Annotated in this window: 24 protein-coding genes and 1 pseudogene; 10 read left to right on the top strand and 15 right to left on the bottom strand. The window is 73.5% G+C overall.

The annotated features are described in order from the left end of the window. Positions 1–168 precede the first annotated feature (168 nt). Positions 169–1,047: an alpha/beta fold hydrolase gene (locus ACZ7D7_RS22190; RefSeq protein WP_470826366.1), complete on the bottom strand. Its 879-nt coding sequence runs from the start codon at positions 1,045–1,047 to the stop codon at positions 169–171. Between the two features lie 157 nt (positions 1,048–1,204). Between ACZ7D7_RS22190 and ACZ7D7_RS22185 the strand changes: the two genes are divergently transcribed. From ACZ7D7_RS22185 to ACZ7D7_RS22170, 4 genes are all read left to right on the top strand, one after another. Then, positions 1,205–2,077, top strand: coding sequence for a TetR/AcrR family transcriptional regulator (locus ACZ7D7_RS22185; protein ID WP_470826365.1), 873 nt, complete (start codon positions 1,205–1,207; stop codon positions 2,075–2,077). A 111-nt stretch (positions 2,078–2,188) separates the two neighbouring features. Then, positions 2,189–3,079 carry a beta-keto acid cleavage family enzyme gene (locus tag ACZ7D7_RS22180; protein ID WP_470826364.1) on the top strand — a complete coding sequence of 297 codons (891 nt, stop codon included), beginning with the start codon at positions 2,189–2,191 and terminating at the stop codon, positions 3,077–3,079. A 48-nt stretch (positions 3,080–3,127) separates the two neighbouring features. After that, positions 3,128–4,093, top strand: coding sequence for a 3-hydroxyacyl-CoA dehydrogenase NAD-binding domain-containing protein (locus tag ACZ7D7_RS22175; protein ID WP_470826363.1), 966 nt, complete (start codon positions 3,128–3,130; stop codon positions 4,091–4,093). Next, on the top strand, positions 4,090–4,548 hold the full coding sequence (locus ACZ7D7_RS22170; protein ID WP_470826361.1) for a thioesterase family protein: 459 nt from the start codon (positions 4,090–4,092) through the stop codon (positions 4,546–4,548). Before ACZ7D7_RS22175 ends, ACZ7D7_RS22170 begins: the two co-directional genes overlap by 4 nt. A gap of 117 nt (positions 4,549–4,665) precedes the next feature. On the opposite strand, the gene ACZ7D7_RS22165 is transcribed toward ACZ7D7_RS22170, so the two are convergent. Then, on the bottom strand, positions 4,666–5,604 hold the full coding sequence (locus ACZ7D7_RS22165) for an endonuclease/exonuclease/phosphatase family protein (RefSeq protein ID WP_470826359.1): 939 nt from the start codon (positions 5,602–5,604) through the stop codon (positions 4,666–4,668). 153 nt (positions 5,605–5,757) lie between these two features. Then, positions 5,758–6,096 carry a plasmid stabilization protein gene (locus ACZ7D7_RS22160; RefSeq protein ID WP_470826357.1) on the bottom strand — a complete coding sequence of 113 codons (339 nt, stop codon included), beginning with the start codon at positions 6,094–6,096 and terminating at the stop codon, positions 5,758–5,760. 201 nt (positions 6,097–6,297) lie between these two features. On the opposite strand from ACZ7D7_RS22160, the gene ACZ7D7_RS22155 reads away from it, so the two are divergent. Continuing rightward, positions 6,298–6,720: an SRPBCC family protein gene (locus tag ACZ7D7_RS22155; RefSeq protein ID WP_470826356.1), complete on the top strand. Its 423-nt coding sequence runs from the start codon at positions 6,298–6,300 to the stop codon at positions 6,718–6,720. A gap of 19 nt (positions 6,721–6,739) precedes the next feature. Continuing rightward, positions 6,740–7,048, top strand: a complete 309-nt coding sequence (locus tag ACZ7D7_RS22150) for a hypothetical protein (protein ID WP_470826354.1) — start codon at positions 6,740–6,742, stop codon at positions 7,046–7,048. 39 nt (positions 7,049–7,087) lie between these two features. Here ACZ7D7_RS22150 and ACZ7D7_RS22145 read toward each other — a convergent pair whose 3' ends face one another. From ACZ7D7_RS22145 to ACZ7D7_RS22135, 3 genes are all read right to left on the bottom strand, one after another. Next, the gene (locus ACZ7D7_RS22145; protein WP_470826352.1) at positions 7,088–9,292 is read right to left on the bottom strand and encodes a SpoIIE family protein phosphatase; all 2,205 of its coding nucleotides are present in this window, start codon (positions 9,290–9,292) and stop codon (positions 7,088–7,090) included. A gap of 233 nt (positions 9,293–9,525) precedes the next feature. Further along, complete coding sequence (locus ACZ7D7_RS22140) at positions 9,526–9,723, bottom strand: hypothetical protein (protein WP_470826351.1); 198 nt, start codon at positions 9,721–9,723, stop codon at positions 9,526–9,528. Between the two features lie 377 nt (positions 9,724–10,100). Further along, positions 10,101–10,628 (bottom strand): hypothetical protein, encoded by a 528-nt coding sequence (locus ACZ7D7_RS22135; RefSeq protein WP_470826350.1) that lies wholly within the window; start codon positions 10,626–10,628, stop codon positions 10,101–10,103. A gap of 112 nt (positions 10,629–10,740) precedes the next feature. On the opposite strand from ACZ7D7_RS22135, the gene ACZ7D7_RS22130 reads away from it, so the two are divergent. The 3 genes from ACZ7D7_RS22130 to ACZ7D7_RS22120 all read left to right on the top strand — a co-directional run bounded on the left by ACZ7D7_RS22130 (position 10,741) and on the right by ACZ7D7_RS22120 (position 14,184). Continuing rightward, positions 10,741–12,210: a BTAD domain-containing putative transcriptional regulator gene (locus tag ACZ7D7_RS22130; protein WP_470826349.1), complete on the top strand. Its 1,470-nt coding sequence runs from the start codon at positions 10,741–10,743 to the stop codon at positions 12,208–12,210. 10 nt (positions 12,211–12,220) lie between these two features. After that, complete coding sequence (locus ACZ7D7_RS22125) at positions 12,221–13,294, top strand: bifunctional class I SAM-dependent methyltransferase/NUDIX hydrolase (RefSeq protein ID WP_470826348.1); 1,074 nt, start codon at positions 12,221–12,223, stop codon at positions 13,292–13,294. A 191-nt stretch (positions 13,295–13,485) separates the two neighbouring features. Further along, positions 13,486–14,184, top strand: coding sequence for a hypothetical protein (locus tag ACZ7D7_RS22120; RefSeq protein WP_470826346.1), 699 nt, complete (start codon positions 13,486–13,488; stop codon positions 14,182–14,184). Positions 14,185–14,358: 174 nt separating this feature from the next. Here ACZ7D7_RS22120 and ACZ7D7_RS22115 read toward each other — a convergent pair whose 3' ends face one another. The 5 genes and pseudogenes from ACZ7D7_RS22115 to ACZ7D7_RS22095 all read right to left on the bottom strand — a co-directional run bounded on the left by ACZ7D7_RS22115 (position 14,359) and on the right by ACZ7D7_RS22095 (position 19,384). After that, the gene (locus ACZ7D7_RS22115) at positions 14,359–15,435 is read right to left on the bottom strand and encodes an NADH:flavin oxidoreductase/NADH oxidase (protein ID WP_470826344.1); all 1,077 of its coding nucleotides are present in this window, start codon (positions 15,433–15,435) and stop codon (positions 14,359–14,361) included. Positions 15,436–15,574: 139 nt separating this feature from the next. Next, a complete protein-coding gene (locus tag ACZ7D7_RS22110; RefSeq protein ID WP_470826342.1) occupies positions 15,575–16,708 on the bottom strand; it encodes an amidinotransferase in 1,134 nt (377 codons plus the stop codon). Positions 16,709–16,833: 125 nt separating this feature from the next. Then, positions 16,834–17,268: pseudogene (locus ACZ7D7_RS22105) on the bottom strand (LuxR C-terminal-related transcriptional regulator); the annotation flags it as partial. 706 nt (positions 17,269–17,974) lie between these two features. Continuing rightward, complete coding sequence (locus tag ACZ7D7_RS22100; RefSeq protein WP_470826340.1) at positions 17,975–18,637, bottom strand: lysophospholipid acyltransferase family protein; 663 nt, start codon at positions 18,635–18,637, stop codon at positions 17,975–17,977. 186 nt (positions 18,638–18,823) lie between these two features. After that, positions 18,824–19,384, bottom strand: coding sequence for a DUF2269 domain-containing protein (locus ACZ7D7_RS22095; protein WP_470826339.1), 561 nt, complete (start codon positions 19,382–19,384; stop codon positions 18,824–18,826). Between the two features lie 325 nt (positions 19,385–19,709). On the opposite strand from ACZ7D7_RS22095, the gene ACZ7D7_RS22090 reads away from it, so the two are divergent. Next, a complete protein-coding gene (locus ACZ7D7_RS22090; protein ID WP_470826338.1) occupies positions 19,710–20,399 on the top strand; it encodes a glycoside hydrolase family 11 protein in 690 nt (229 codons plus the stop codon). A gap of 70 nt (positions 20,400–20,469) precedes the next feature. On the opposite strand, the gene ACZ7D7_RS22085 is transcribed toward ACZ7D7_RS22090, so the two are convergent. The 4 genes from ACZ7D7_RS22085 to ACZ7D7_RS22070 all read right to left on the bottom strand — a co-directional run bounded on the left by ACZ7D7_RS22085 (position 20,470) and on the right by ACZ7D7_RS22070 (position 24,722). Then, positions 20,470–21,318 carry an SCO2400 family protein gene (locus ACZ7D7_RS22085; protein WP_470826337.1) on the bottom strand — a complete coding sequence of 283 codons (849 nt, stop codon included), beginning with the start codon at positions 21,316–21,318 and terminating at the stop codon, positions 20,470–20,472. Positions 21,319–21,570: 252 nt separating this feature from the next. Further along, complete coding sequence (locus ACZ7D7_RS22080) at positions 21,571–22,464, bottom strand: SDR family oxidoreductase (protein ID WP_470826335.1); 894 nt, start codon at positions 22,462–22,464, stop codon at positions 21,571–21,573. Between the two features lie 115 nt (positions 22,465–22,579). Next, a complete protein-coding gene (locus ACZ7D7_RS22075) occupies positions 22,580–24,211 on the bottom strand; it encodes a phytoene desaturase family protein (RefSeq protein ID WP_470826334.1) in 1,632 nt (543 codons plus the stop codon). After that, the gene (locus tag ACZ7D7_RS22070) at positions 24,204–24,722 is read right to left on the bottom strand and encodes an SRPBCC family protein (RefSeq protein ID WP_470826332.1); all 519 of its coding nucleotides are present in this window, start codon (positions 24,720–24,722) and stop codon (positions 24,204–24,206) included. The genes ACZ7D7_RS22075 and ACZ7D7_RS22070 overlap by 8 nt, the downstream gene beginning before the upstream one ends. Positions 24,723–24,952: the final 230 nt, after the last annotated feature.

Raw genomic sequence — 24,952 nt, 5'->3', positions numbered from 1 at the left:
GACGGCCGCGGGGCGCGCCGCAGCGTGACGCCCGTCCCCGGCGCCCACGCCGAAGTCCGCTCCGTACGTCACGGCAGCCCCCTCACCCTGTTCTCCCTGTGACCGCGCGCCGTACCGGCCCACGCACCCTGCTCAACGCGCGAGAGACCCGTCCCGGTTCCGGCCGAATCACCTCCGTCCGGGAACCGCCTTGCCGAGCAGGGACGTGAGGATCCGCCCGGCGTGCGTCCACAGCAGCGCGCCGCCCGCCCCCGGCACCACTCGCCGCCGGGAGCCGGGGATGCGGGAGGCGAGGAACGCGCCGTTGTCGGGCGAGTGACCGGTGTCGCGCTCGCCGTACCAGAGGTCGACCGGAACGGTGATCTCCCCCAGGGCGAACGGCCAGCGGCCCATGGCCAGGACCGTGTCGCGGGCGTAACCGGCCGCTCCCCGGGCGAAGCCCTCCTCCAGGGCGCGGCGGTAGGCGGCGGCGAAACGCGGCTCCTGGTAGACGGCCAGGTCGCAGTCGGGGCTCCCGCCCGTCACCATGCCCCACATCGCGTCCGCGTCGAACCCGGCGAAGAACTCCTCGGCGCCGGCGGGATCGGACCCGACCCGGTCGACGAGCCCTCGCAGTTCGCCCGACAGGGCCGTGGTGAACTCGGGCGCGGCGATCTCGTCGGCGCCGGACACGACGGCCACCGCCGAAACGACGCCCTGGTGGGCGCACGCGAGGGCGAACGGCGCCCCCTGCGAGTTCCCGACCACGGCCGGCCGGCCCAGCCCGCGGAGCGCGGCGAGTTGGCGGATGTCGTCGGCGAAGCCGGAGAACGTCCGTCCGGGCGCGGGGGTGGAGGCGCCGAGCCCGGGGCGGTCCACGGAGACCAGACGCACACCGAGTGCCCGGACGGCGTCCGGGCCGAAGCCGAGCCACCTGCTCGTCGCCGCGCCCGGACACAACAGCACCGGCGTGCCGTCCGGCGGCCCCCACTCGGCCCACCCCAGCGACCGCCCGTCGGCCAGCCGGGTCTCGCCGAGCCGGGCGGGGTCTGCGCAGTACACGGTCATGGTCGACATGATCGCAACGGGCGCGGCGTTGCGGAACTGACTTATGCATCAGTCAGGGTCACAACGCCGGTCCCCGTAGCCAGCAGCCTGCCTATTTTCATCGATACTGGCCCTTGCGTGTTGCGATCAGCTCAACGCGTGGCTACGGTGTCGAGTCATGGAAACCACCAGTGAGGTCGCCGCACGCGTGCGGCAGGTGATCGCCCGGGCCGGGTGCAGCCAGCGCGAGTTCGCCCGGCGGATCGTCATGGATCCGTCGAAGCTGTCGCGTTCGCTGAGCGGCGGGCGGCGGTTCACCGCGGCCGAGCTGGCCCGTATCGCGGACGCCTGGGACGTCGACGCGGCGTGGCTGCTGGGCGCGCGGCCGGACTCACCCGCGGGCGCCTCGCGCGCGGCCGAGGTGCCGGGCGGTGCTGCCGGTCCGCCGGTCGCCCTGCCCACCGCGGGCCGTCCACTGCAGATCGTCCGCGAGACCGTGCGGCTCATCGCCGAGCAGGGTTTCCACTCCGTCCGCGTCGCCGACATCGCCGCCGCGTGCGGCACCAGCAGCGCGGCCGTGCACTACCACTTCCCCGGGCGGGCGGAGCTCCTGGAGGCCGCCGTGCGCTGGTGCATGGACGAGGACACCGCGGCCCGGGCCGCGCACATCGCCGCCGGGGAGGACCCGTACAAGGAGCTGTGCCGGCTGATCGAGCTCCAGACGCCGCACACCGAACAGCAGCGCGTCCAGTGGCGGGTGTGGCTCGACCTCTGGGCCGAGGCCGCTCGTTCCACCGCCGTGGGCCGGCTGCACGTGGAGTACTACCGGCAGTGGCGTACGACCGTCGCGGACGTCATCGCACGGGGTGTGGCCCAGGGCGTCTTCCGTCCGGCCACCGACCCGGAGGCCGCTGCGCTGCGTCTGACCGCGCTCATCGACGGGCTCGCCTCCCAGGTCCTCGCCACGGCAGCCGGCGACCAGGACGGCACGAGTCCGGACGACATGCACGCCGCGCTACTGGCCCACGTCCACGCCGAGTTGAGCGCCTGAGCCGAGCTGAGCGCCTCACCCCGCACCCGGCCACCTCTCCCCCTCTCCCCCTGTCCCCCTATCCCCCGCCCTCCCCTCCTCCCCCCCCACCCGTACCTCGGAGGTCCCCCCATGCCCGTGAACGACAGCGTCATCATCACCTGCGCCCTCACCGGCGCCGGCGACACCGTCGCGCGCAGCCCGCACGTGCCCGTCACTCCCGCCCAGATCACGAAGTCGGCCGTCGAGGCAGCGCGGGCCGGAGCCGCGATCGTGCACATCCACGTCCGCGACCCCGCGACGGGCGCCCCGTCCCGCGACCCGAAGCTGTACGCGGAGACCGTCGACCGCATCCGGCAGACCGGCACCGACGTGGTCGTCAACCTGACCGCCGGCATGGGCGGCGATCTCGTGCTGGACGCCGACGAGCCGCTGGAGAAGGGCCCGTTGGAGGGCACCGACCTGGTGGGCGGGCTGGCGCGGCTGCCGCACGTGGAGGACCTGCTGCCGGACATCTGCACGCTGGACTGCGGCTCCCTCAACTTCGGCGACAACCTGTACGTCTCCACGCCGGAGATGCTCCGCAAGGGCGCCAAGCGCATCCAGCAGCTGGGCGTGCGGCCGGAGTTGGAGATCTTCGACACCGGACAGCTGTGGTTCGCGAAGCAGTTGTACGCGGAGGGGCTGCTCGACGATCCGTCGGTGTTCCAGCTGTGCATGGGCATCCCCTGGGGCGCGCCGGCGGAGCCCGAGGTGCTCCAGTCCATGGTCAACATGCTGCCCGCGGGCGCCCAGTGGGCCAGTTTCGCCCTCGGCCGGATGCAGATGCCGTGGGTCGCCCAGTCGATCCTGCTGGGCGGCAATGTGCGCGTGGGCCTGGAGGACAACCTCTATCTGAGCCGTGGCGTGAAGGCGACCAACGCCCAGCTCACCGAGCGCGCCGTCACCATCACGGAGGCCCTGGGTTGCTCGGTCGCCACCCCGGACGAGGCACGCCGGCGACTGGGCCTGCACCGCCGCTGACCCGCTCCTCCCCCGCCCGCAACGCCCCACAGACCTCGAGGAGTTCATGTGTCCCGCCCCTCCCCACAGCACGTCACCCGGGTGACCTGCGCCGGCGCCGGAGTCATCGGCGGCGGCTGGGTCGCCCACTTCCTCGCCCGTGGCTACGACGTCACCGCGTGGGACCCCGCCCCCGACGCCGAGGCCAGGCTGCGGCGCCTCGTCGACGCCGCCTGGCCCGCGCTGACCCGCGTCGGGCTCGCGGACGGCGCCGACCGTGACCGGCTGACCGTGGCGCCGACCCTCGAAGAGGCGTGCGCGGCGGCCGAGTTCGTGCAGGAGAGCGCGCCGGAGGACCTCGGCCTGAAGCGGGATCTGCTGGCCCGGCTGGACGCCGCGACCCCCGCGGGCGTCGTCATCGCCTCGTCCACGTCCGGCTATCCGATGACGGACATGCAGACCGCGGCGGCCGACCCGTCGCGGCTGGTGATCGGCCACCCGTTCAACCCTCCGTACCTGATACCGCTGGTGGAGGTGGCGGGCGGCGAGCGCACCGACGCGGAGGCGGTCGCCTGGGCCGCCGAGTTCTACGACACGGCCGGCAAGTCCGTGATCACGCTGGACCGGGAGCTGCCCGGCTTCATCGCGAACCGCCTCCAGGAGGCGCTGTGGCGCGAGGCGCTGCACATGGTCGCGAGCGGTGAGGCGACAGTGCGGGACATCGACGCGGCCATCACCGAGGGGCCGGGACTGCGGTGGGCGTTCATGGGGCCGTGCCTGACGTTCGCGCTGGCGGGCGGCGAGGGCGGCATGGCGCACATGCTGGACCACTTCGGCCCGTCCCTGAAGTCGCCGTGGACCCGGCTGGAGGCACCCGAACTGGACCGGAAGCTGTACGACGCGATGGTCGAGGGCTGCGAGGAAGCCGCCGCGGGGCGGTCCGTCGCGGACCTCGTCGCCGAACGCGACCAGGGGATCATCGACGTCCTGCGCGCGACGGGCCGGCTGCCGAGGACGGGCGGTGCCGGCAAGTGAGCGCGCCGCTGCCTGAGTTCACGCAGACGGTCGGTCCCGAGTGGATCGACTACAACGGCCACTTCAGCGAGGCGTACTACGTCCTCGTGTTCGGGTACGCCACCGACGCCATGATGGACGCGACCGGTCTGGATCACACGTACCGCGAGGCCACCGGCTGCTCGCTCTACACGGCCGAGTCGCACGTCCGTTACCTCCGCGAGGTGAAGGAGGGCGCCCGGCTGCGGATCCGGACCCGGGTGCTGGGCATCGGCGCACGGAAGGTGCACTTCGCGCACGAGATGTACGCGGACGACGGCGAGTTGCCGGTCGCCGCCATCGAACTCCTGGGCGTCCACGTGGGCGCGGACGGCGCGGTCGCCTTCCCCGACGAGGTGCGCGCCCGCTACGAAGCGCTGGCCGAGGAGACGCCCGAATGGGTGGGCCGCGCCGTCCGCCCCGTGCGCCGAGGCTGACGCCGGCCGCGCGTGCCGTCGGAGCCGGCCCGTCAGGGCTGGTCCGTCAGGGCTGGTCCGTGCGGCCCGCACACCGTCGAGTCGCACCGTCACGGTCGGTCCGTCACGGTCGGCCCGTCACGGTCGGTCCGTCAGGGTGATGCGGGCGGCGACCGGCAGGTGGTCGCTGCCGGTCGCGGGCAGCGTGCGGATGCGGCCGACGGTGGCCGAGCGGGCCATGACCTGGTCGATCCGGGCGACCGCGAAGGCGGCGGGGAAGCTGAACGCGAACCCCCGCTCCGGCACGTTCATCCGGGAGGTCAGCGGGGACAGCCCGCGGTCGTCCACGGTGCCGTTGAGGTCGCCCAGCAGGATCACCGTCGCGAGTTCCTCCTCGGCGACGGCCCGGCCCAGCAGGTCGGCGCTCTCGTCCCGCCACGCCGAGGCCAGGCCGCTCGCGCGGATGCGCACCGAGGGCAGGTGCGCGACGTACACCGCGACGGTGCCGCGCGGTGTGTGGACGGCGGCCCGCAGTCCGCGGCTCCACGCCTCCGTGATGCCGCGTGGCTTGATGGGCACGCTGCGGACGCCGGTGAGCGGGTGCTTCGACCAGAGCCCGACGGTGCCCCGGACGGCGTGGTACGGGTAGTCCGGGGCGAGCGCCTTCTCGTAGGCCGGCAGCGCCGCGGGCACCAGTTCCTCCAGCGCGACGAGGTCCGGCCCGGCGGCGGCGAGGACGCAGGCGGTGCCCGCCGGGTCGGGGTTCTCGTCACTGACGTTGTGCTGCACCACCACCAGGTCGTGCGCTCCCGGCCCGCCGCCGGGCAGCAGCAGTCCACCGAAGAGATACGTCCAGGCGGCCACCGGCAGCAGCAGGGCCGGCAGCGCGACGGCCGAGCGGCGCAGCAGCGCCAGGCCCAGCAGCACCAGGATCACCAAGCCGAGCCACGGCAGCAGGACCTCCAGCAGGCTGCCCAGGCGGCCCACCGAGTTGGGGACCGCGCGATGCCCGGCGAGCAGCCCGCCGGTGACGAGGGCGAGGACGGCGATCACCCGCCCGCGCCGCCACGTCGACATCGGCGTAGGCGTAGGCGTCGTACCGCCGTTCTCGCGACCCACCCGGTTCCCCCGTCCGCTCGCCCTCGCTGGACAGGACGAGCCGCGGGGCGATCCGGTTGCCGCCCTCCGCCCCCGGCGCACCCCGCGCCGAACGGAGCGGAAGGGAGCCGGTCAGTGACCCAGGGCCCTGGCCAGCTGCTGCTTGTTCATCGAGGAGCGGCCCTCGATGCCCTTGCGCTTGGCCTCCTCGTACAGTTCGTCGCGGGTGGCGCCGGACCGGGATCCGCCTCCGCCTCCCGAGGACTTCGACCCGCCGCCGCTCTGGCGCGAAGAGGACGTCTTGCGCGACCCGCCGCCGGAGGACTTGGTCTCACCGGCCTGGGACCGCTGCTTGTTGACTGTGCGCGCGGCCATTTCCTTGGCCCGCCCGGTCGAGGCGCCGCGCTCCTGCGCGCTCTCCTTGATGTGCTCGTACTGGCGTTCCCGCTTGGAACCCGATCCCTTGGGCATCACAAACCCACCTTTCGGCGCTGCGTGGCCGCCGTACTCGATGCGTACGGTGCGTATGCGGGGTTTCCCCCTCGGCAACGGCAAAACCGAGGAACGTGCCGCTTCCCCCCGCACGGCCCAACGCCGGGACGGGACGGATGTGGGCGCCGGGGCCGGATGGGTACTTGGGCGGGGCACCCCCGACGCGAGGACGGAACCGCGATGACCGAGTACGAACGTTCACGCACGATGCCCGCGCAGCCCGAGCACGTCTTCGACCAGGCCGCGAACCCCGACCAGCTCGACACGTGGCTGCCGGACGCCCTCCACGTGGGCCACGTGGACGCGGCGGAGCTTCCCGCCGTCACCGTGCACGAGGACCGCACCGACGAGGACATGTCGGCGCTGTTCCGCGCCCAGCGGGAGCAGATGCGCCTCGAATGGGGCACCCGCGACCAGGGCAGCTACGCCGGCTGGCTCCAGGTCGCGGGCATCGGCAGCGGCGGCAGCGAGGTCACGGTCCACCTGTCGTTCTTCGACGAGGGCCACGACCCCGGCGAGCAGACGGTGAGCGACGCGCTGGACGGCAGCCTGCGCCGCCTGGAGGAGCAGGTGCGGCTGCGCGTCGACAACGCGGCCGGCTGACCGGCGCCCGGCGCAGGTCATGGCGCGCGTCAAGCAGTACGCGGTCGCCGCCTCCGGACAGTGGACCGACGAGGAGGAGGGCCGCCGCCGGCTGCCCGCCGGTGAGGTCCACGCCTGGGAGCCGGGCACGAACCAGACGGTCTGCGGGCTGTCCCTGAGCCGCTCCCGGCTGGTCCGCTTCTCGCACGTCACCTGGCCGGACACCTTCCCGGAGTCCGGTGGCGCCGCGGACCGGGTGCGGCGGCAGTGCCCGCGCTGCGCGTCCGTCGCCGGGCGGCGCGGCGGTGACGCGCGCCCGCGCTGGCACCGCACCAACCCCCGGCCGTGAGCGCCCCACGGCCCCCCGCGCGGGCCCGGCGTGCGGCGGTCAAGGCGCCTCGGGGCAGGGCGCCTCGGGGCCGGGCGCCTCGGGGCCGGGCGCCTCGGGGCCGGGCGCCTCGGGGCCGGGCGCCTCGGGGCCGGGCGCCTCGTACTTGAGGACGAGCAGGGCGATGTCGTCGGTGCGCTGCCCGGTGGCGCTGCGCTCTCGCAGCAGGCCGTCGATGAGCAGGTCCAGGTCCCGGTCGTCGGCGTGGCCGAGGCGGTCGGCGAGCAGGGCGATGGAGTCGTCGATGTCGGCGCCGGGGGTTTCGATGAGGCCGTCGGTGTAGAAGACGAGCAGCAGCCCCGGGGTGAGGGGGATCTCGGTCAGGGGGTAGTCGGCGTCCGGGTCGATCCCGAGCAGGGGGCCGGGCTCGACGGGGACGGGCCGGGCCTCGCCGTGGAGCGGGCGCAGCAGGGGCGGCGGGTGGCCCGCGGCGGCCAGCGTCGCGCGGCCCCGGGCGAAGTCGAGGTGGGCGTAGAGGCAGCTGGTGAACAGGTCGGAGCCGAGGTCGTGGATCAGCCCGTTGATCCTGGCGAGCACCTGGCCGGGGGCGGTGCCCGCGGTCGCGTGCGCGTGGACGCCGGTGCGGACCTGTCCCATCAGCGCGGCGGCGGCGACGTTGTGGCCCTGGACGTCGCCGATGACGGCGGCTGCGGCGCTGTCGCCGAGCCGGATCAGGTCGTAGAAGTCGCCGCCGATGTCCATGCCCCGGGTGGCGGGCAGGTAGCGGGCGGCGACCCGCAGGCCGGTGATGTCCGGGAGGGTGTGCGGCAGGAGCGCCTTCTGGAGGCCGTGGGCGAGTTCGTGCTTGGTGTCGTAGAGGCGGGCGCGGTCGAGGGCCTGGGCGATGAGGCCGCCTAGGGAGGTCAGGACGGCGCGTTCCTCTGCGGGGAACACGTGCGGGCTGTCGTAGGACAGGACGCAGCAGCCGACGGGCCGGCTGGAAATGATCAGCGGGAGGAAGGCCCAGGCCTGCTTGCCGCTGATCATCGGCGCCCGCGGGTACGCCTTCCGCATCTCCTCCGGGTCGCTGAAGAACGCGGGGACGCCGCTGCTGAGGACGTGTCCCGCCGGGGTCAGGGTGGTGTCGAGCGGGAGGCCGTCGAGCCGGTCGACGGCCTGGCGGGGGTAGCCCCGGGACCCGGTGATCCGCAGCCGTCCGGCGTCGACGGCGGACAGGACCAGGCCCTGGGCGCCGAACGCGGGCATGATCTGGTCCGCGACCAGGTCGATGACGTCCTGCACGCCGATGACCTCGGACAGCGCCGCCGCCAGGTGCGTGAGCTGGTGGAGCTGGCCCGCGCGGGCCGGCCGGTGAGTGGCCCGGGACCGCTGCGGCTTCGCCAGGGGCGGCGCCTCCTCGCCGGAGCGCACGACACGGACGCTGATGCCGCTGGCGTCCGGATAGAGGTGGAAGTCCAGCCAATGGTCCGGCGGGCGGAACGCGGTGAAGGACACGGGCTCACGGCTGAGCACCGCGGCGCGGTAGCGGTCCTCGACGACGGGGTCGTCCAGCCAGCGCAGCGACTGCCAGGGCACGGTGCCCAGTACCCGCTCGGCGTCGCAGTCCAGCAGCTCGCAGGCCCCGGACGTGAGATAGGTGAAGCGTCCTTGCAGGTCCAGGGCGCAGCTGCCGCCGGGCAGGCGCTCGGCGAAGTCGGCGGCGGCCAGGGCCGGTCCGGCGGCCGACTGGCCCGTCGCGACGGGCAGCACCCGCGGCCGGTCGCGGGACGGGTGCCCGCCCCGCTCGACGACCTCCTCCAGCAGCCGGGCCAGGCGCCGGCAGCTCGCCGCGATGTTGCCCCGCTCCCGCCCGGTCATGTACGACGGGCGGGTCGCGGGCCACATCAGCAGCAGGGCACCCCACCGGCGGCCACCGGTGACCGGCGCGGCGACCAGCGCCAAGGGGTACGGCAGCGCCAGCGCGGTGCGGGGATAGGACCGGGTCAGCTCCTCCTGGCTGCCCACCCACACCATCCGGTCCTCACGGACCGCGTCGGCCACGGGGGCGGGCGCCGACACCGGGACCCTCAGATAGGGTGCGGCGAGTTCGGCGGAGGCGCCGCACAGCGCGTCGAGCTGCAGCACCTGTTGACTGGGGGCGAGCAGGTAGAGGGCGCCGATGGACGCACCGGTCCGGCGCACCGTCTCCGCGAACGCGACGTCCAGTTCATCGGTGTCGGTGGACGGGCCACCCGTGCTGGTCACCAGGCACCCCCAGCGTCGGAAGGGCGGGTCCCGGGCTGTTCCGGGCAGCAGTCCGGCCCCCTCGGCGCATGGTTTTCCGCATGCCGGACGCACCCGACCTCACCCATGTGACGACGCTACGCCCCCGGGCTGTCGTCGGCACGTCTTGACACGGGACGCGGGGCGGACGTGCGGCCGCCCCGCGGGCCGCGGACCGAGTCGTCCGGGGCCCCACGGGGCGGTGGCGCGTCGCGTCAGTGCGAGGCGGCGTGCAGGCTCGTGCCGAGCGCGAGGCCCTTCTCCGTGCCCACGCCGGTGACGTCGGCGCAGAGGTGACCCACCGGCGTCTCGAGGAAGAGGCCGCCGGAGCCGCCGACGCCGAGTCCCCCGGAGATCCCGTCCAGGTCGGTGTCGGACATCTCGGCGGTTTCGACCTGCTGGCCAAGGTTCATAGCGCGCGGTTCCCTTCCGATAAGCACTTCCGAATCGCAGGGTCCGCCCGGTTCCCGAAGGGGGGAATTCCTCCCGGCGACCCCTGCCAGGTGCAGGATCAAAGCACGCGTGAGAAGGGGCGGCCAACTGACCGGAAGTCAGTCCGACCGCGCCGCACGCTGCGACTTCACCGGCATGACCACGCGGTGCCCACGGACACCAACACCTTCACACTGCCTGCGTTTTCAGGTCACCGCGAGGCCTGGACCACCTTTTCCCGAAAGCCGCATTCCCGCGCCAAGTCAATCCGCGGGGAGGCCGGTCGTGACGACTGTTCAGCTCTCGTCGGCGCGCCGACGGCCGGTGTGCAGGTTTCCCGGATATTCGGCACCGGGCGTCAGTCGATGCGCTCGCACAGTGCGTCGACGGTGGCGTTGCGCGTCGAAAGGGTTTTGTGGCCAGTGGCGCTGATCTCCATCGTGTACGAGCCGTCGACGATGTAGAGGCCGCGCGGCAGCGTGCCGCCGTTCTCGGCGAAGCCGACCAGCACGGGGCCGCTCACGGTCCAGAACTGGGAGCCGTCGGCCCGGTATTCGACGAGCGCCCGGCCGCCGGCATCGGCGTCGTAGGAGGCGCCGGTGTCGGTGTTGGTGACCCGCACGACGAGGTCTCCCTTGTAGTCGACGCTCTTGGCGGTGCCGTCGGGGTGGGTCTCGCGGACGTGCCGCACGACCTCGTCGACGACCGGGTCGCCGTGCACGGGGAAGTCGCAGCGGACGCCGGCGGCGACATCCCACGGGGCGGACGGGGCGGGTGTCCACGGCGAGTCGGCGGACGTGTGCGCGGCACCGGCCGCCGTGGCGGGTGCCGTGGCGGCGAGGAGGGCGGCCAGGGCCAGCGGTGCGGTCAGGGCGGCTCTGTGCATGGGTTCTCCCGGAAGTCGCTGTGCGCGGGGGCGGAACTCATGGTCGGCCCAGGACCTGACCGCATTCTCACCACGCCCGCCCACCGCTCGACGGCCGTAAGGTGTGGACGTCATGGACTTCTCCCTGTTGGGTACGTTCGAGATCCGCGACCGGGGCCGGCGCGTCGGCCTCGGCAGCCGTCGTCAGGAGCGGTGTCTGCTCGGTGTGCTGCTGCTGGAGGCGGGCAGCGTGGTCACGACCGCGCGCCTCATCGACCTCCTGTGGGACGGCGCCGCTCCCCCGTCGGCACGCGGCACCGTCCACACGTACGTCGGCAGGCTCCGTGCCCTCCTGGGCCCGCACGGGCTGCGCATCGAGAGCCGGCACGGCGGCTACACGATCGATCCGGACGCCGATGGCGGGCACACCGTCGACATACGGGAGTTCCTCGCGGGTGTCGAGCGGGCAGCCACCGCCGGGAGCCCCGCCGAGCGGGTCCGGGCCTACGACGCCGCCCTGGCCCTGTGGCGCGGTCCGCTGCTGGCCGACGTGTTCGACGACCGGCTGCGCGGCAGGCTGGGCGCCCGGCTCGCCGAGGCGCGGCTGACGGCGCTGGAGCGCCGGGCCGAGGACGGGCTGACGCTCGGGATGCACGAGAGGGTGCTCGCCGACCTGACGTCCGTCGCCGAGGAACATCCGTTGCGCGAGCGGCTCGTGGCCGCCCGCATGACGGCCCTGTACCGGTCGGGCCGCAAGGCCGAGGCACTTGAGCTGTACCGGCACACGCACCGGCTCATGGTGGCCGAGCTGGGCATCGAGCCCGGCGCCGCGCTGTCGCAACTGCACGAGCGGATGCTGCGCTCCGACGCGCGCCTGGACCGGCCGTCCGTGCCGCACGCGGTGCGGGTGGGCGACGAATGGCTGCCGTGGAGCACCGGCGGGCACCCGGCGCTGGAGTTCTGCAACACCTACGCGGGCTGGGGCGGCGGGCCCCGGCTGCCCGGTTCGGAGTGGCTGCGCCGCTACTCGACGCTCGCCGTGTGGGCCGGGCACCACGACCTGGCCGACGGACCGCTCGTCGCACGGTTGTTGGAGCTGGCCCGGACCCGCCCCGACGTGGCCGACGCGGCGCTGGAGGAGGCCCGCCGGCTGCGCGCCGATCTGTACGCCTGTCTGACCGACATGGACGACGCCCGCGCCTTCCGGGCCGTGGCCGAGGTGGCTCAGGAGGGCGCCGCGTCCGCGGTGTTCGTGCGGGGCGAGGACGGCCTCGGCTCGTGGCGGTTCGGCCCCTCGGCGGGCCTGCGCCTGCCGGTGCTCGCCGCGGCCCGCTGCGCCGCCGAACTCCTCGCCGATCCACGCCGGTTCACGGTCCGGGCGTGTCCCAGCGAGGACTGCGGCTGGTTGTTCCTCGACTTGGCCGGGCGCCGCCGCTGGTGCAGCACGGCCACGTGCGGCACACGGCGGCCGGGGACACCGGAAGGAACCGTCACGCGCGCGCCCGGCGGTTGCCAGGACCTGCCGGGCGGAACCGGGTCACCCGACCACTCCGAGGACTGGCCCGACGCCAGCACGGGCAGAGCACACACCACCCGGCACTGAGGAGTTGCACGTGACACACAGCCCGCCCGAGACATGGGACGCGCACTACGCGAGCGGCAGGTCGTTCCGGCCCCTGGGCGACGACGAACGCCGGCTGCTCGCCGAGCACGCTCCGGCACCGGACGGCGCACACGCCCTCGACATCGGCTGCGGACTGGGCGAACTCGCCCGGCACCTCGCCGACCGCGGCTACCGGGTCGACGCCGTCGACTGGGCACCGGGCGCCGTCGCCCGGGCGGAGGCCGAGCCGGGGAACGACGGGACGGTGTCGTACCGGGTCCTCGACATCGAGCGGGACGGCCTCGACGCCCTGCGGCCCGCCTACGACCTCATCACCCTCCGGCTCAGCTGGGCGTTCCTCCGCGACCGCACCCGCGTCATGAGCCGGCTGCGGGAACGGCTGCGCCCCGGCGGCACCGTGTGTGTGATCACCCCCGTCGCGGAGACCGCGCCCCACGGCAAGCGGGACATCGCCCTGGACGAGGACGAGATCGCGCTGCTGCGCACCGGCTGGGGCAGCGCGGAACGCCATGACGCCGGGGGCCTCGCCGTCCTCTTCCTGCGCGACCCGGCACCCGCCCGTGTCACGTACGCCGGCAGGAGGCAGCCGTCGCCGCACGCCCTCACAGGCGCGGGTGCCGTCGTCACCGACCCCGACGGGCGGGTCCTGCTGGGCTGGTCCCGGCGCGGCGTGTGGGAGCTGCCGGGCGGCAAGAACGACGCCGGCGAGGGCTTCGTCGACGCCGCCGTACGGGAGTTGGCGGAGGAGACCGGACTGAGAGCCACCAAGGCGCGGCTGCTGGCGCTGCTGATGGACGCCACCCACGGCATCCCGCGGATGACGGCGGCCGTGCGGGTCGTCGCGTACACCGGTGAACCGGTCGTCACGGAGCCGCACTTGGTGCACCGCTGGGAATGGCACGAGCCCGCCGACCTGCCCGCTCTCGCCCAGCCCCTCTTCACGCCGAGCGCACATGTCATCGACACCGTGTGGCCCGGGCTGCTGACCGGACTGCCGCCCGTGCACCGCTATCCCGTGGCGGGACGGGTCGAACACACACACCGTGAGGCCACACCAGGGTGATGTGAGCGATGAGATGACGCTGACGGGGAACAATCGGCTCCACTCATCCGTACTATCGCCATCCAAAGGTGTCGGGCAGCACACACACTGCCTCGCCCCGCACGAGAAATGTGAACCTCCGTGCGGCTCCGCGCGTTTCACCGTTGTGCGCGGGGCGGCGCCGAGACACCACCGCGAGGAAGGTCAGCACCATGTCCGAGAACACCACGGCCGTCGGCGCACTGGCGTCGCAGTACGCCGCCCAAGTGACCGGCGACCTGGAACGCAACGTCAAGGAGCAGGAACGTATCAGCGCCGAAATCGCCGCCCTTCAGGAGCAGTTGGCGACGCTGCAGCAGGACCACGCCGTGCTGGTGAACATGCAGCAGGCGCTCGGTGTGACGCCGTCCCCGGTCCAGCCCGCGCCCGCCGCCGTGCCGGCGCCGAGGACGAAGGGCACCGCCGACCGGGCCAAGAAGGGCACGCCCGCGAAGAAGACCACCGCCGCCGCGCCGGCCCCGTCGAAGGCGAAGCCGAAGCCGAAGACCGGGAAGCCCGCCGCGGGCAAGGCCGCCACCGGGAAGTCCGCGAAGGCGACGGCCACGGCTGCGGCCGGAACTGCGGCTGCGAAGAGCCCCTCCTCGCCGACCCTGGTCGAACTGGTCCGCGCGCACCTCGCCGAGCAGGGTGAGCCGCGTTCCGCCGCGGAGGTGTCGACGGCACTGGGCCAGGCGCACGCCGGCCGGACCTTCAAGACGACGGTCGTGCGCAACACGTTGGAGAACCTGGTGGCCAAGGGTCATGCCCAGCGCAGCAAGCAGGGCAGCGCGGTCTTCTACACGGCCCCCGACACGGCGGACCAGAAGGCCGAGGCCTCGACCGAGGACGCCAAGCCGGACGCCCCGAAGTAGTGCCCGCGCTCACACTCCCGTGAGCCCGGACCACGTTCACCGCACTCGCCGAGGCACCGCACGGCCCGGCGAGGCGGGTGAACGGCCGACGGTCCCCTTCCGTCGCGCGCCGCCGTATCACGCGGGGCGTACGACGTCTGACGCCGACCACCGGATCGCAGCCGGTCGGGTCCGTCAGGGGCGCCAGCCGTACTGCGGGGGGATGCGCACGTCGCCGCCGAGTTCGCGGGCCGCGCGCCGGGCCCAGGTGGGCTCGCGCAGCAGCTGGCGGCCGATCAGGACCGCGTCTGCCTCGCCCGCGGCGAGGATCTTCTCCGCCTGGGCCGGGTCCGTGATCTCGCCGACCGCCGCGACCGGCATCTCCGTGTCGCGCCGGACGCGGGCGGCGAAGGGCACCTGGTAGCCGGGGCCGACGGGGATGGTGACGCCGGCCGCGTTGCCGCCGGTGGAGACGTCCAGGAGGTCCACCCCGTGCTCGGTCAGGACGCGGGCGAGGGCGACGGTCTCGTCCTCGGTCCAGCCGTCGGCCTCCAGCCAGTCCGTGGCGGAGACGCGGAAGAAGAGGGGAAGGTCGTCGGGCCAGACCTCGCGTACGGCGTCGACGACCTCGACGGCGAACCGGATGCGGTTGTCGAAGCTGCCGCCGTAGGCGTCGGTGCGGCGGTTGCTGTGCGGGGAGAGGAAGTTGCCGATCAGGTAGCCGTGGGCGCCGTGGATCTCGACGACCTGGAATCCGGCGGCGAGGGCGAGCCGGGCCGAGGCGCGCCACTGGTCGAGGATGTCGTGGATCTCCTCGACGGTCAGCTCGTGCGGGACCTTGAGGCCGGGATACGGTTCGGCGCTGGGGCCGAGCGGCTGCCAGCCGTGCTCCTCCGGTCCGACGGGTCCGTCGCCCTTCCACGGCTGGCTGGTGGAGGCCTTGCGGCCGGCGTGGGCGAGCTGGATGCCGGGGACGGTGCCCTGGCTCTTGAGGAACTCGGTGATCCGGCGCAGGCCGCCTGCCTGCGTCTCGTTCCACAGTCCCAGGTCGTGGGGCGAGATGCGGCCCTCGGGCGACACCCCGGTCGCTTCGAGGATGATCAGGCCGGTGCCGCCGGCCGCGCGGGCGCCGTAGTGCTGGAAGTGCCAGTCCGTGGCCACGCCCTGCGCCAGTCCGTCGGGAGCCGCGGAGTACTGGCACATGGGCGGCATCCACACGCGGTTCGGGATGGTCACGGAACGCAGGGTGTACGGCTCGAACAGGGAAGACACACGAAACTCCGGGCGGTCGGGGTAGCGGCGGCCCGGGGCCGCCGCCTGTCATTGCGCGAGGAGATATTAGCATCGCGGGCATACACGCGCCAGCAATAACCTGCGTGTGCAATTACATGGTCGAGCGTGAGCCGTCGCCTCAGTCGCAGTAGCTCTCGAGGGTTCCGCGGCGCCGGACGTCGAGCGTCGCGCAGTGGAACGAGCCGCCGAACGGCGCGTAGTGCAGCAGGTCGCACGGGATGGGCTCGAAGCCCCACTTCTCGAGCGCGCGCAGCATGCCGGTGTGGTGCCGTTCGGCGACGACCCGCTTCTCGTCGATCATGAGGACGTTCATGCTGAGCCACTTGCCGCACATCGAGGTGATGCCGAGCAGGCGGTCGTCGATGGGGTCGGGGTCGGGGGCGACCAGGATGTCCCAGGACCTCAGGGCTTCCGGCAGGCGGTCGACGTCCACGTACTCGGGGTTGACGAGGGCCTTGCCCGGCGCGAGCGGCACGAACGTCGTGTCGATGTGCATGGGCGTACGGCAGCGGCTCTCGATCTCGTGGATGCGGTAGCCGGGGCCGAGGTGGCGGCGCAGCCACTCGATGCCCATCCGGTTGGTGACATTGCTCCGCGTGACGAACAGGTCGCGCCCGGCGCGCACGAAGTCGGCCGCGTCGAAGACCGGCTCGAATTCCGTGAGGATGTGGCGCATGGGCTCGTCGGCCCCGGGGACGCGGAAATCCCGCTCGAACAGTTCGTCGGTGAGCTGCGGTTTCGGTGCCGCCGTCCAGCGGGCACCGCGCCGGAAATAGTCCTTCAGGATCTCGCGGTAGGAATGCGTCTCGAAATACCGGCACGGCCATGCCATCGGCGTCTCGATGATCTCGTCGCCGACGACGAGCATGCTGTCGCGCGGGCAGGTGTTGCAGAACCCGCGCGACGACCAGTCGGGGGTGCTGAACCGCTGCTTGTGGTCGACCGCCTCGGGTCGTCTGACCGTCACTCCGAGGGACTCCAGCAGCGCCACGAACTGGTCGAGTTCCCGCTGCGCCCGCTCGACCATCAGGCGCGGATACTTGAACCCGGCGGCGAGGCCCTGGAGTCGCGCCGCCCAGTCGGGGATGTTGCAGGTCACCACGGGATGGCTGGAGGGAATGGTCGCGCCGTCCAGACGCCCGACGACGATCTCCTCCAGCGGGTCCCATTCGTTGTGGGAACTGACCGGCGAGCCGACCGCTTCAGGGGCGGGGGAAGTCGTCGGAATGCCGGGCCCTTGCAATGCCGTCATACGCAACCACTTTCGACACGGAAAACCTGCCGGTCAATCTTTCCGGAGAGTGATTCGTGGTGACCGTGTACCGCCTGCCGCAGGTCGTACACCTCGCCGTGCGTTCCGGCGCCGCCGGGGCTCTGGCCGAGAATGCCGCGCTCGTAGGCCGTGGCCACCGCCGCCGCGCGGTCGTTCACGCCCAGCTTGGCGTACACGTGGGTGAGGTGGGTCTTCACCGTGGCCTCGCTGATGAAGAGCTCGCGGGCGATCTCGCGGTTGGAGGTGCCCTTGGTGACCAGGGCGAGCACCTCGCGCTCGCGGGTGGACAGCGGTTCGTTGCCGGGGGCGCGGACGGCGTGGACGAGGCGGGACGCCACGGCCGGGGACAGGACCGTGCGGCCCTCCGCCGCCGCGCGCACCGCCGTGAACAGTTCCTCGCGTGGAGCGTCCTTGAGCAGGTAGCCCGTCGCGCCGGCCTCGATGGCGGGGAGGGTGTCGGAGCCCGTGTCGTACGTCGTGAGGACCAGGACCTTCGCGCGGGCGCCGCGCCGGGCGAGTTCCGCGATGGCGTCGACTCCTCGGGGCGACATCGACCGATCGGTTGATGCGGGCGTACGACTCAGCGGCCCGGGCGGGGCGGGGCGGGGCGGGGCGGGGCGGGGCGGGGCGGGCGACTCAGGGTGAACACCCGATCGGGCTACGGTTGCGCGCCGTTGGGCCGCCTGGCTCATAGCGTCGGGGCGACGCACGCTCGGAAAGGAGGCGCCATGCGCCCTCGTAACGGTGTAATCGCCCTGCTGATAGCGAGCGCAGGAATCGTGCCGCTGGCCGGCCCCGCTCAGGCCCAGGACCTCGACTGCCGTGACTTCGCATTCCAGGAGGACGCGCAGGCATTCTTCAACAGCGACCCGACCGACCCGAGCCGTCTGGACGAGGATCAGGGCGCGGACGACGGCATCGCATGTGAGGTACTGCCCCGACGAGGGACGAGTACGTCGCCGGCCGTCGGACCCACTGTCACGCCCACCTCCGCTTCCATCTCCACCCCCACGTCTGCCCCCACGTCTGCCCCCACGCCGTCCACCGTCGCCCCGACGCGTGGTGTGCGCGGTGGCCTTGGAGGCTCCTCCGCTGCCGGGCCCAGCCCACAGGACACCGCGATCGGACTCCTGCTGGTGACGGGTTCCCTCGCCGTGGGGTACGTCGTCCGTCGGCGTCGGACCGGCTGAGCGCCGCACGCCCGCCGCCGAGTCGTCTCGGACGGCTCTCGGACCGCGGCGACGCCTACGCGGCCAGGGCCGCCGGTTCTCCCAGGCCTGCGGCCGCCGTTCGCCAAACCGTGGTGACCGCGTTGTGGGCCTGGGCCGTGCGGGTGGCGCGGTCGCCGACCGGGGTGAGGGGGGCGCTCACGTGGACGTGGAGGCGTGGGCGGCGCAGGGGTGCGGTGGCGAGGCCCGCGAGTTGCTTGGCCGTGCTGCCGGAGGTGATGCGGCGTGCACCGGCCTGGCCGACGGGCACGATGGGCGCGCCGGTGCGTTCGGCGAGGCGGGCGAGGCCACTGCGGAACGGCAGGGGCGCGGCCTCGGCGGCGTCCTTGCGGTCGGGTATCCCGCCCTCGGCGTAGATGAGGACGAGGCGCCCGGCGTCGAGTGCGTCGGCGGCGAGGTCGAGCGCGCGGGCGGCGCGCGGGTCGTTGCGGTGCACGGGGATGTGCCCTTCGCGGGCGAGCGCCGCGCCGAGGAGGGGGACGCGCCACAGGCCGGCCGCCGCCATGACGACCGGGCGTACGCCGAGGCGGTGCAGTGCGGCGAGTACGACGGCCGGGTCGGCGAGCGAGGTGTGGTTCGCCGCGATGATGCTGCCCGGTGCGAGGTCGGCGTCGGCGTCCGTGGTCACGGTGAGGCGGCCGGCGACGGGCACCAGGACGTCGGCGAGGCGGCTGAGCATGAGGAACTCCCGGTGTCGACGTGGATGATCCGCATCGTGCCGCGACCGGGCCCGGCCCTGCCTGAGTGCTTGTACTCATTTCGCGCGTGCCGGCTACCCAGGAGGCGGGGAGGCGCGAGGCGTCCGCGCGACAGCGCGCGGCAGGACTGCCTCGCCCTCCGGCAGCCTCCGACGGCGCCCGGCAGGTCAGACGGCCTGCCGGACACGCTTGTTCTCCGCCTGCTCCCGCCCTGCCGCCCCGCGCTCCCGCCCTGCCGCCCCGCGCCGCTCGCGGCCCCGGCGGGTCGGGCCCCAGGGCTTGAGGATCGAGATCGCGGTCATGAAGACGTACGCCGACAGCGAGACGATCGGGCCGATCAGGAGGTCCCCGGCATCCGGCAGGGCCTCTCCCCCGGCGGTGGCGGAGACCGCCGCGTTCACCCCCGGGCGGAGCGCGAAGGCGGTGGCGCCGGTCGTGGCCAGGGTGAGCCAGAACTTGGTCCAGACCCAGCGGTGCCTGGCCAGTCCCCAGGGCGTACCGAGCGCCAGCACCAGGCCGGAGGCCAGGGTGAGGAGCGCGAGGGGGAGCAGCAGCCAGTCGGCGAAGACCTTCATGGCCCGGACCGACGCCTCCGCGGTCACCGGGGTCCCGGTGCTGGTCGCGGTGACGGCGAGGGCGAGCAGCCCGAGCGTGAGCCCGAGCCAGCCGGCGGAGGCGGACACATGGACGACGAGGGTGGCCCGGCGTGCGGGACGGTTCAGCTTCACGTCACCCACGGTGCCGTGCGGACGCGCCGCGGGCGTCTGACGGCGGGAGTAACTCCGGCTACTCGTATCCGAGTACGCCCGCATGATCGGCGCACAGGTCGAAAGTTTCGTTCTTCATCCGCCGGGATTCCGATCGAATCCCTCGGGCATTTCGAGCAAGGATCGCGAATCATCGGATCTGTCAGGGAATTGACCTGGCTCAATGACCACGGTTCCGCCAGTCACCCCGAGAGAATTTTTCGCAACCTCTGCCGAAACTGTTGACAGTCCATCAGGCCGCTTCAACACTGGCGGCACCGTCGAACCCCCCACACCTGGAGGACGCATGCACGAGAACGACGCCTCGGCACGCCGGCTCAGCCGCAGAGGATTCCTCGGCGGCACGGGCGCGTTGGCGCTCGCCACGACGTCCGGTCTGATCCTGCCGGGCACCGCGCACGCGGACACGACGATCACCCGCAACCAGACCGGCATGGACAACGGCTTCTACTACTCGTTCTGGACGGACGGTGGCGGTTCGGTCTCCATGACCCTGAGCTCCGGCGGCAACTACCGCACGTCCTGGACCAATTGCGGCAACTTCGTGTGCGGCAAGGGCTGGAGCAACGGCAGCCGCAGGACCGTGCGCTACTCGGGCAGCTTCAACCCGTCGGGCAACGGCTACTTGACGCTCTACGGCTGGACGTCGAATCCGCTCGTCGAGTACTACATCGTCGACAACTGGGGCACGTACCGGCCCACGGGCACGTACAAGGGCACCGTCACCAGCGACGGCGGCACGTACGACATCTACCAGACGACGCGGTACAACGCCCCGTCCGTGGAAGGCACCAAGACCTTCAACCAGTACTGGAGCGTCCGGCAGCAGAAGCGGACCGGCGGCACCATCACGACCGGCAACCACTTCGACGCGTGGTCCCGCGCCGGCATGCGGATGGGCAGCTTCAACTACTACATGATCATGGCCACCGAGGGCTACCAGAGCAGCGGCAACTCGAACATCACCGTGGGCTGAGCATCACGGTGAGCCGAAAGACCCGTGGCGCGGCGGCCGTCGGCCGTCGCGCCACACACGGTCGACAGGGTCAGTCGACGCCGACGCACAGAACGAGCAGGCAGAGTTCCTGGGGTGACTTGGTGGCCGGCGGTGTCGTCGGCTCCTGCGCACCCGAATCCGGGCTGCCGGCGCCGTCGTTGGCGGACGGCGGCGTCGGTACGGGAGTCGCCTCCGGCCGGTCCGCGATGTCGCCCGTACCGTCCGTGACGCCGGTGCCACCCGTGCCGGCGGAGCCCGTGCCGTCACTCACGGACGGCGCCTTGACGCTCGGCGGCGGCGTCGACGTCGCGGTGGTGCGCGGCTGAGCGGCCACCTCCCGGACACCGCCGTCGTCCGACGGCGTTGTGCGGGCCCGGCCGGTGGCGCCCTGCCTGCTGGAACGCTCGGCCGCGGACGGCGTGGGCGTCGAACGGGGCTCCTCGGGGCGCGTCACGGTCGAGTTGCTGCCCTGCCCCGTCGGCACCTCGCCGAGGTCGACACCCGGGTCGTGCGGCGCGGCGGCGGCACGCGCCCGGTCGCCGGACTGCTGGTCGGTCGCGACCATGGTGAGGCCGCCGCCGACGAGGGCGACCGCCGTCGCGACCACGGCACGGCGCTGGTTCTTCTTCCATCGGGCCCGCTGGCGGCGCCGGGCGGCCCGGCCCTCGGTCACGGGTGGCGCGGCGAGGACGTCCGTCTCGTCGCCGGGCCCACCGTCCTGCCACGTGTCGAAGTCGCCGGGGTCCGTCCCGGCCACCGCACCCGCCGTCGCCATCGTGGCCGGGGCGGGGGTGACACGAGCGTAGGCGGCCGGATCGATGTCCGGGGCGTAGGCACCGCACCCGGGGCACACCAGGGCCCCGTTGAGGTGCCGACGACACGAGGAGCAGTAATCCATCTCCGGTCTTCCTGAGTTGACACGCCGTCGGTCCACGGGACCGCGGCCCGGTCACGTTCGTACGCGCAATCGAGCGATCAGTAACGGTAACGACGCCACGGTGACACTGTGTGCAGAGGATGTGAGGCTCCTGCGGGGATCTCCCGACCGCCGCATAGTTTTCGGAGGAGCCATCTGCCGAAGCCCGGCACGCCGCCTCGTTTGGTGCGAAGTTGCCCTGGAACAGGGCGAGTTGACAAGTGAGCGGCGCGGTCAGGTCGTGTCCCGGGGGCCCCGCCGTACGGCCGCGCTGTCGGCCTCTCCCCCGGCGCCGAGCGGGCCGGTGGCGCGCAGGGCGTCCGCCGCCTCCGGTGCGGACAGGGCGCGGCGGGACGCGCGCAGCACCACGGACGGCAGCGCCGCCCGGGTCGCCTGGGCCAGACGCAGCCACGCGGGCACGTAGACCGCCGTTCGCCGTCGTTCCATGGCGCGCGCCAGCCGGACGGCGCCCGGCTCGACGGGGTCGACGCGGCGCGCCGGACCCGGCAGCCGCAGGCGCAGCTCGCGCAGGGCGGCGTACCGGTCGCCGTCGCGGATCATGTCGGTGTCCGTCCAGTTGGGGTACGCGATGCCCACGGCCACCCCGTGGTGTGCCACCTCGGCCCGCAGCGCGTGCGCGAAGGCCTCCGCGCCCGCCTTGGAGGCGCAGTAGGCGCTCATCATGGGGACGGCGCCGACGGCGGCGAGGGAGGCGACCTGGAGGTAGTAGCCGGCCGTCTCGATCAGGTCCGGCAGGAAGGCGCGGGCGGTGTGGGCGCTGCCCGTGAGGTTCACGTCGATCACGCGCCGCCAGGTGGCCGGGTCGGTGTCGGCGAACGGTCCGGCCGCGGCGATGCCCGCGTTCGCCACCACGGCGGAGGGCCGGCCGAGCCGGTCGCGCACCTCGTCGGCCGCCGCGCGCAGCGCCGTCAGGTCCGTGATGTCGACCTCGACGGCGAGCGCGGATGTCGGCAGCGTGGCGGCCACCGCGTCCAGGCGGGGCTTCTCGTGGCCGAGCAGGGCGAGCCGTGCGCCGCGCCGCGCGCACTCGCGGGCCAGCGCGGCACCGAGGCCGCGGGCGGCGCCGGTCACGACGACGGTGCGATCGTGCAGGGGACTGCGTGTCACGGGGCCACCTCACCTCGTCCTTCCGGCACCTGGCACCACGCCCCGCCCATCCCGGCCCAGCACCCCGACCCGCCCATTCCGACCCGCCAGCGCGCCCCGCCCGACCGGCCACCGCTCACGGCGTCGGCCGGGTCTTGCGCCCGGCCCGGTCGCGTTGCAGCAGGGCCCGTTGGAGTCGGACGCGTCCGGGCGGCAGGTGCCGGCGCAGCGCGGCGCGTGCCGCGTTGGCGCCGGGTGCACCGTGGACGCCGCCCCCCGGGTGGGCCCCGGCCGAGGCGAGGTACAGCCCGGCCAGCGGTGTCTCGGGTCGCCCGGTGCCGGGCACGGGACGGAAGAACAGCTGCTGGTGGATGGCGGTGGTGCCGCCGTTGACGGCGCCGCCGTGCAGGTTGCCGTTGAGGGCCTGGAGCGTCGGCGGGGCCAGGACGCGCCGGGCCCTGATCAGCGCGCGGAACCCGGGAGCGAAGCGCTCCACCTGGCGCTCGACGCGGTCGGCCATGACCTCCGCCTCGCGGGTGTCCCAGCGCCCGGTGAGGCCCTCGTCCCCGGCGTCGGCCCGCACGTCGTGGGGTACGTGCGTGTAGGCCCAGGCCGACTCGGTGCCCCGGGGCGACCGGGTCGCGTCGGAGGTGGTCATCTGGCCGAAGAGGGTGAACGGGCGGTCCGGTACGCGCCCCATGGCGATCTGGGCGGCGAACCGGGTGAGTTCGTCGACGCCGTCCGCGAGGTGGACGGTTCCGGCGGACGCCGCCTGCTCCGACCGCCACGGCACGGCGCCGTCGAGCGCCCAGTCGACCTTGAAGGTGGCGAAGTCCCACTGGAAGCGCCGCAGGTCGGCGAGGAGCCTGTCGGGCAGGTCCGCCGCGTCGACCAGCTCGCCGTACAGCGTCGGGACGGACACGTTCGCGAGCACGGCGCGGCGCGCGGGGACCGTGTCGCCGTCGGCCGTGCGCACGGCGACGGCGCGCCCGCCGCGCACGACGACCTTGGTGACCCGCCGCCCGCAGCTCAGCACGCCGCCCCGGGCGCGCAGGCGGCGCACGAGCGCCGCGGTGAGCTCGCCCGAGCCGCCGACCGGCACCGGGAAGCCGTGGGACTGCCCGAGCATGGACATCAGCCAGCCGAAGCCGCCGCTCCCGGCCGCCTCCGGCGCGAGGTCCGCGTGCAGGGCGTTGCCCGCGAGCAGCAGCCTGCCGCCCTCCCCGCGGAACTCCTCCTCGCCCAGCCGGCGCACCGGCAGCAGCAGGGAGCGGGCGAGCCGGAGCCCGCCCGCGGCCCGCAGGCGTACGGCGAGCCGGGCGGTGGCCCGGAGCGGCGGGAACGGGGTGAACAGGGCGCCCAGGACGTCCGGCTCCAGGCGTGCCCACACGTCGTGCAGCCGGCGCCAGGCGTCGCCGTCCCCGGCGGCGAAGGCGTCGAGGGAGGCGGCGGTGGTGTCGATGCCGCGGTCGAGCACCGCGCACCGTCCGTCGGTGAGCGGGTGGGCGAGGACGTGGGGCGCGTGGCTCCAGCGCAGGCCGTACTCGTGCAGCCGCAGCCCGGCGAGGACCGGCGACGCCGCGGCGAGCGGGTAGAACGAGCTGAACAGGTCGTTCACGAAGTCCGGGCTGACGCCGCGGTCGTGGCGCACCGCCCCGCCGGGTTCGGGCTGTTCCTCCAGGACCTCGACGCTCCAGCCGGCGTCGGCCAGGACGTTCGCCGCCACCAGGCCGTTCGGACCGGCGCCGACGACGACGGCGTCAGGCACGGCCGGCACCGCCCGGGGCCGCCGGCCGGCCGCGGGCCACTCCGTCCGCCGTCTCGTCCGGCGAAGCGCCGGCGGACTCCTCGGGGGACTCGCACAGCCGGGCGAGCCGGCCGAGCATGGCGCGGTGGCGCCACTGGATGAGTGCCTCGAGACCGGCGTTGTGCAGCACGCCGCCCGCGCCGCGCAGCGGATGCTCGTCCACGATGATCAGGCAGTGGTCGCCCCAGGGCCGCAGCTCCATGGCGATCCGCGCGGTGCCGAGGATCCCGGCATGGGCCTCCAGCTCCAGCGCGGTGCCCTCCACACAGCGTCTGACGACCGTCTCGTTGCCCAGCCGCACGGGGCCGAGGGACACCTCGTAGGCGATCGTCGCGCCGAGCTGCGGCCACTGTCCCCGTTTCGGCTCGGAGGTGGCCGCGCCCACCACCCACTTCGCGTATGTGCTGCCGTCCGCGATCACGGACCACACCCGCTCCGGACTCGTCTTGATGAGGCGATGACGCACTGCCACGGGCGTCTCCCTGGACTCGTTGGTGGACAAGGCCACCCCTGAGTTCCCTCCAGGCGGCGCCTCAACCAGGGGCGCCGGACCGCCCCACCGGGCGCCCGCGCGCCGTGCCCTCGTCGGGGCCGGGGACACTGTCCGGATGGTCCGGAGGGGGTGAGCACGGGTCGGCACACGACGACGGCGGCGTCGAAGTCGCGGCCGTGGTCGGTGGGCCCCGGGCGGAGCCGTGCCGG

It is taken from the genome of Streptomyces sp. NPDC037054, from assembly GCF_055606745.1.
The sequence above is the reverse complement of the archived record's forward strand: the minus strand, read 5'-3'. Positions and strand labels throughout refer to the sequence as shown.

What these genes read in the sequence shown, in the direction of transcription:
- ACZ7D7_RS22190 (WP_470826366.1), bottom strand. Translation starts at nt 1,047, where the DNA reads ATGACCGTGTACTGCGCAGACCCCGCCCGGCTCGGCGAGACCCGGCTG.
- ACZ7D7_RS22185 (WP_470826365.1), top strand. Translation starts at nt 1,205, where the DNA reads ATGGAAACCACCAGTGAGGTCGCCGCACGCGTGCGGCAGGTGATCGCC.
- ACZ7D7_RS22180 (WP_470826364.1), top strand. Translation starts at nt 2,189, where the DNA reads ATGCCCGTGAACGACAGCGTCATCATCACCTGCGCCCTCACCGGCGCC.
- ACZ7D7_RS22165 (WP_470826359.1), bottom strand. Translation starts at nt 5,604, where the DNA reads ATGTCGACGTGGCGGCGCGGGCGGGTGATCGCCGTCCTCGCCCTCGTC.
- ACZ7D7_RS22160 (WP_470826357.1), bottom strand. Translation starts at nt 6,096, where the DNA reads ATGCCCAAGGGATCGGGTTCCAAGCGGGAACGCCAGTACGAGCACATC.
- ACZ7D7_RS22155 (WP_470826356.1), top strand. Translation starts at nt 6,298, where the DNA reads ATGACCGAGTACGAACGTTCACGCACGATGCCCGCGCAGCCCGAGCAC.
- ACZ7D7_RS22150 (WP_470826354.1), top strand. Translation starts at nt 6,740, where the DNA reads ATGGCGCGCGTCAAGCAGTACGCGGTCGCCGCCTCCGGACAGTGGACC.
- ACZ7D7_RS22140 (WP_470826351.1), bottom strand. Translation starts at nt 9,723, where the DNA reads ATGAACCTTGGCCAGCAGGTCGAAACCGCCGAGATGTCCGACACCGAC.
- ACZ7D7_RS22135 (WP_470826350.1), bottom strand. Translation starts at nt 10,628, where the DNA reads ATGCACAGAGCCGCCCTGACCGCACCGCTGGCCCTGGCCGCCCTCCTC.
- ACZ7D7_RS22130 (WP_470826349.1), top strand. Translation starts at nt 10,741, where the DNA reads ATGGACTTCTCCCTGTTGGGTACGTTCGAGATCCGCGACCGGGGCCGG.
- ACZ7D7_RS22120 (WP_470826346.1), top strand. Translation starts at nt 13,486, where the DNA reads ATGTCCGAGAACACCACGGCCGTCGGCGCACTGGCGTCGCAGTACGCC.
- ACZ7D7_RS22110 (WP_470826342.1), bottom strand. Translation starts at nt 16,708, where the DNA reads ATGACGGCATTGCAAGGGCCCGGCATTCCGACGACTTCCCCCGCCCCT.
- ACZ7D7_RS22100 (WP_470826340.1), bottom strand. Translation starts at nt 18,637, where the DNA reads ATGCTCAGCCGCCTCGCCGACGTCCTGGTGCCCGTCGCCGGCCGCCTC.
- ACZ7D7_RS22090 (WP_470826338.1), top strand. Translation starts at nt 19,710, where the DNA reads ATGCACGAGAACGACGCCTCGGCACGCCGGCTCAGCCGCAGAGGATTC.
- ACZ7D7_RS22085 (WP_470826337.1), bottom strand. Translation starts at nt 21,318, where the DNA reads ATGGATTACTGCTCCTCGTGTCGTCGGCACCTCAACGGGGCCCTGGTG.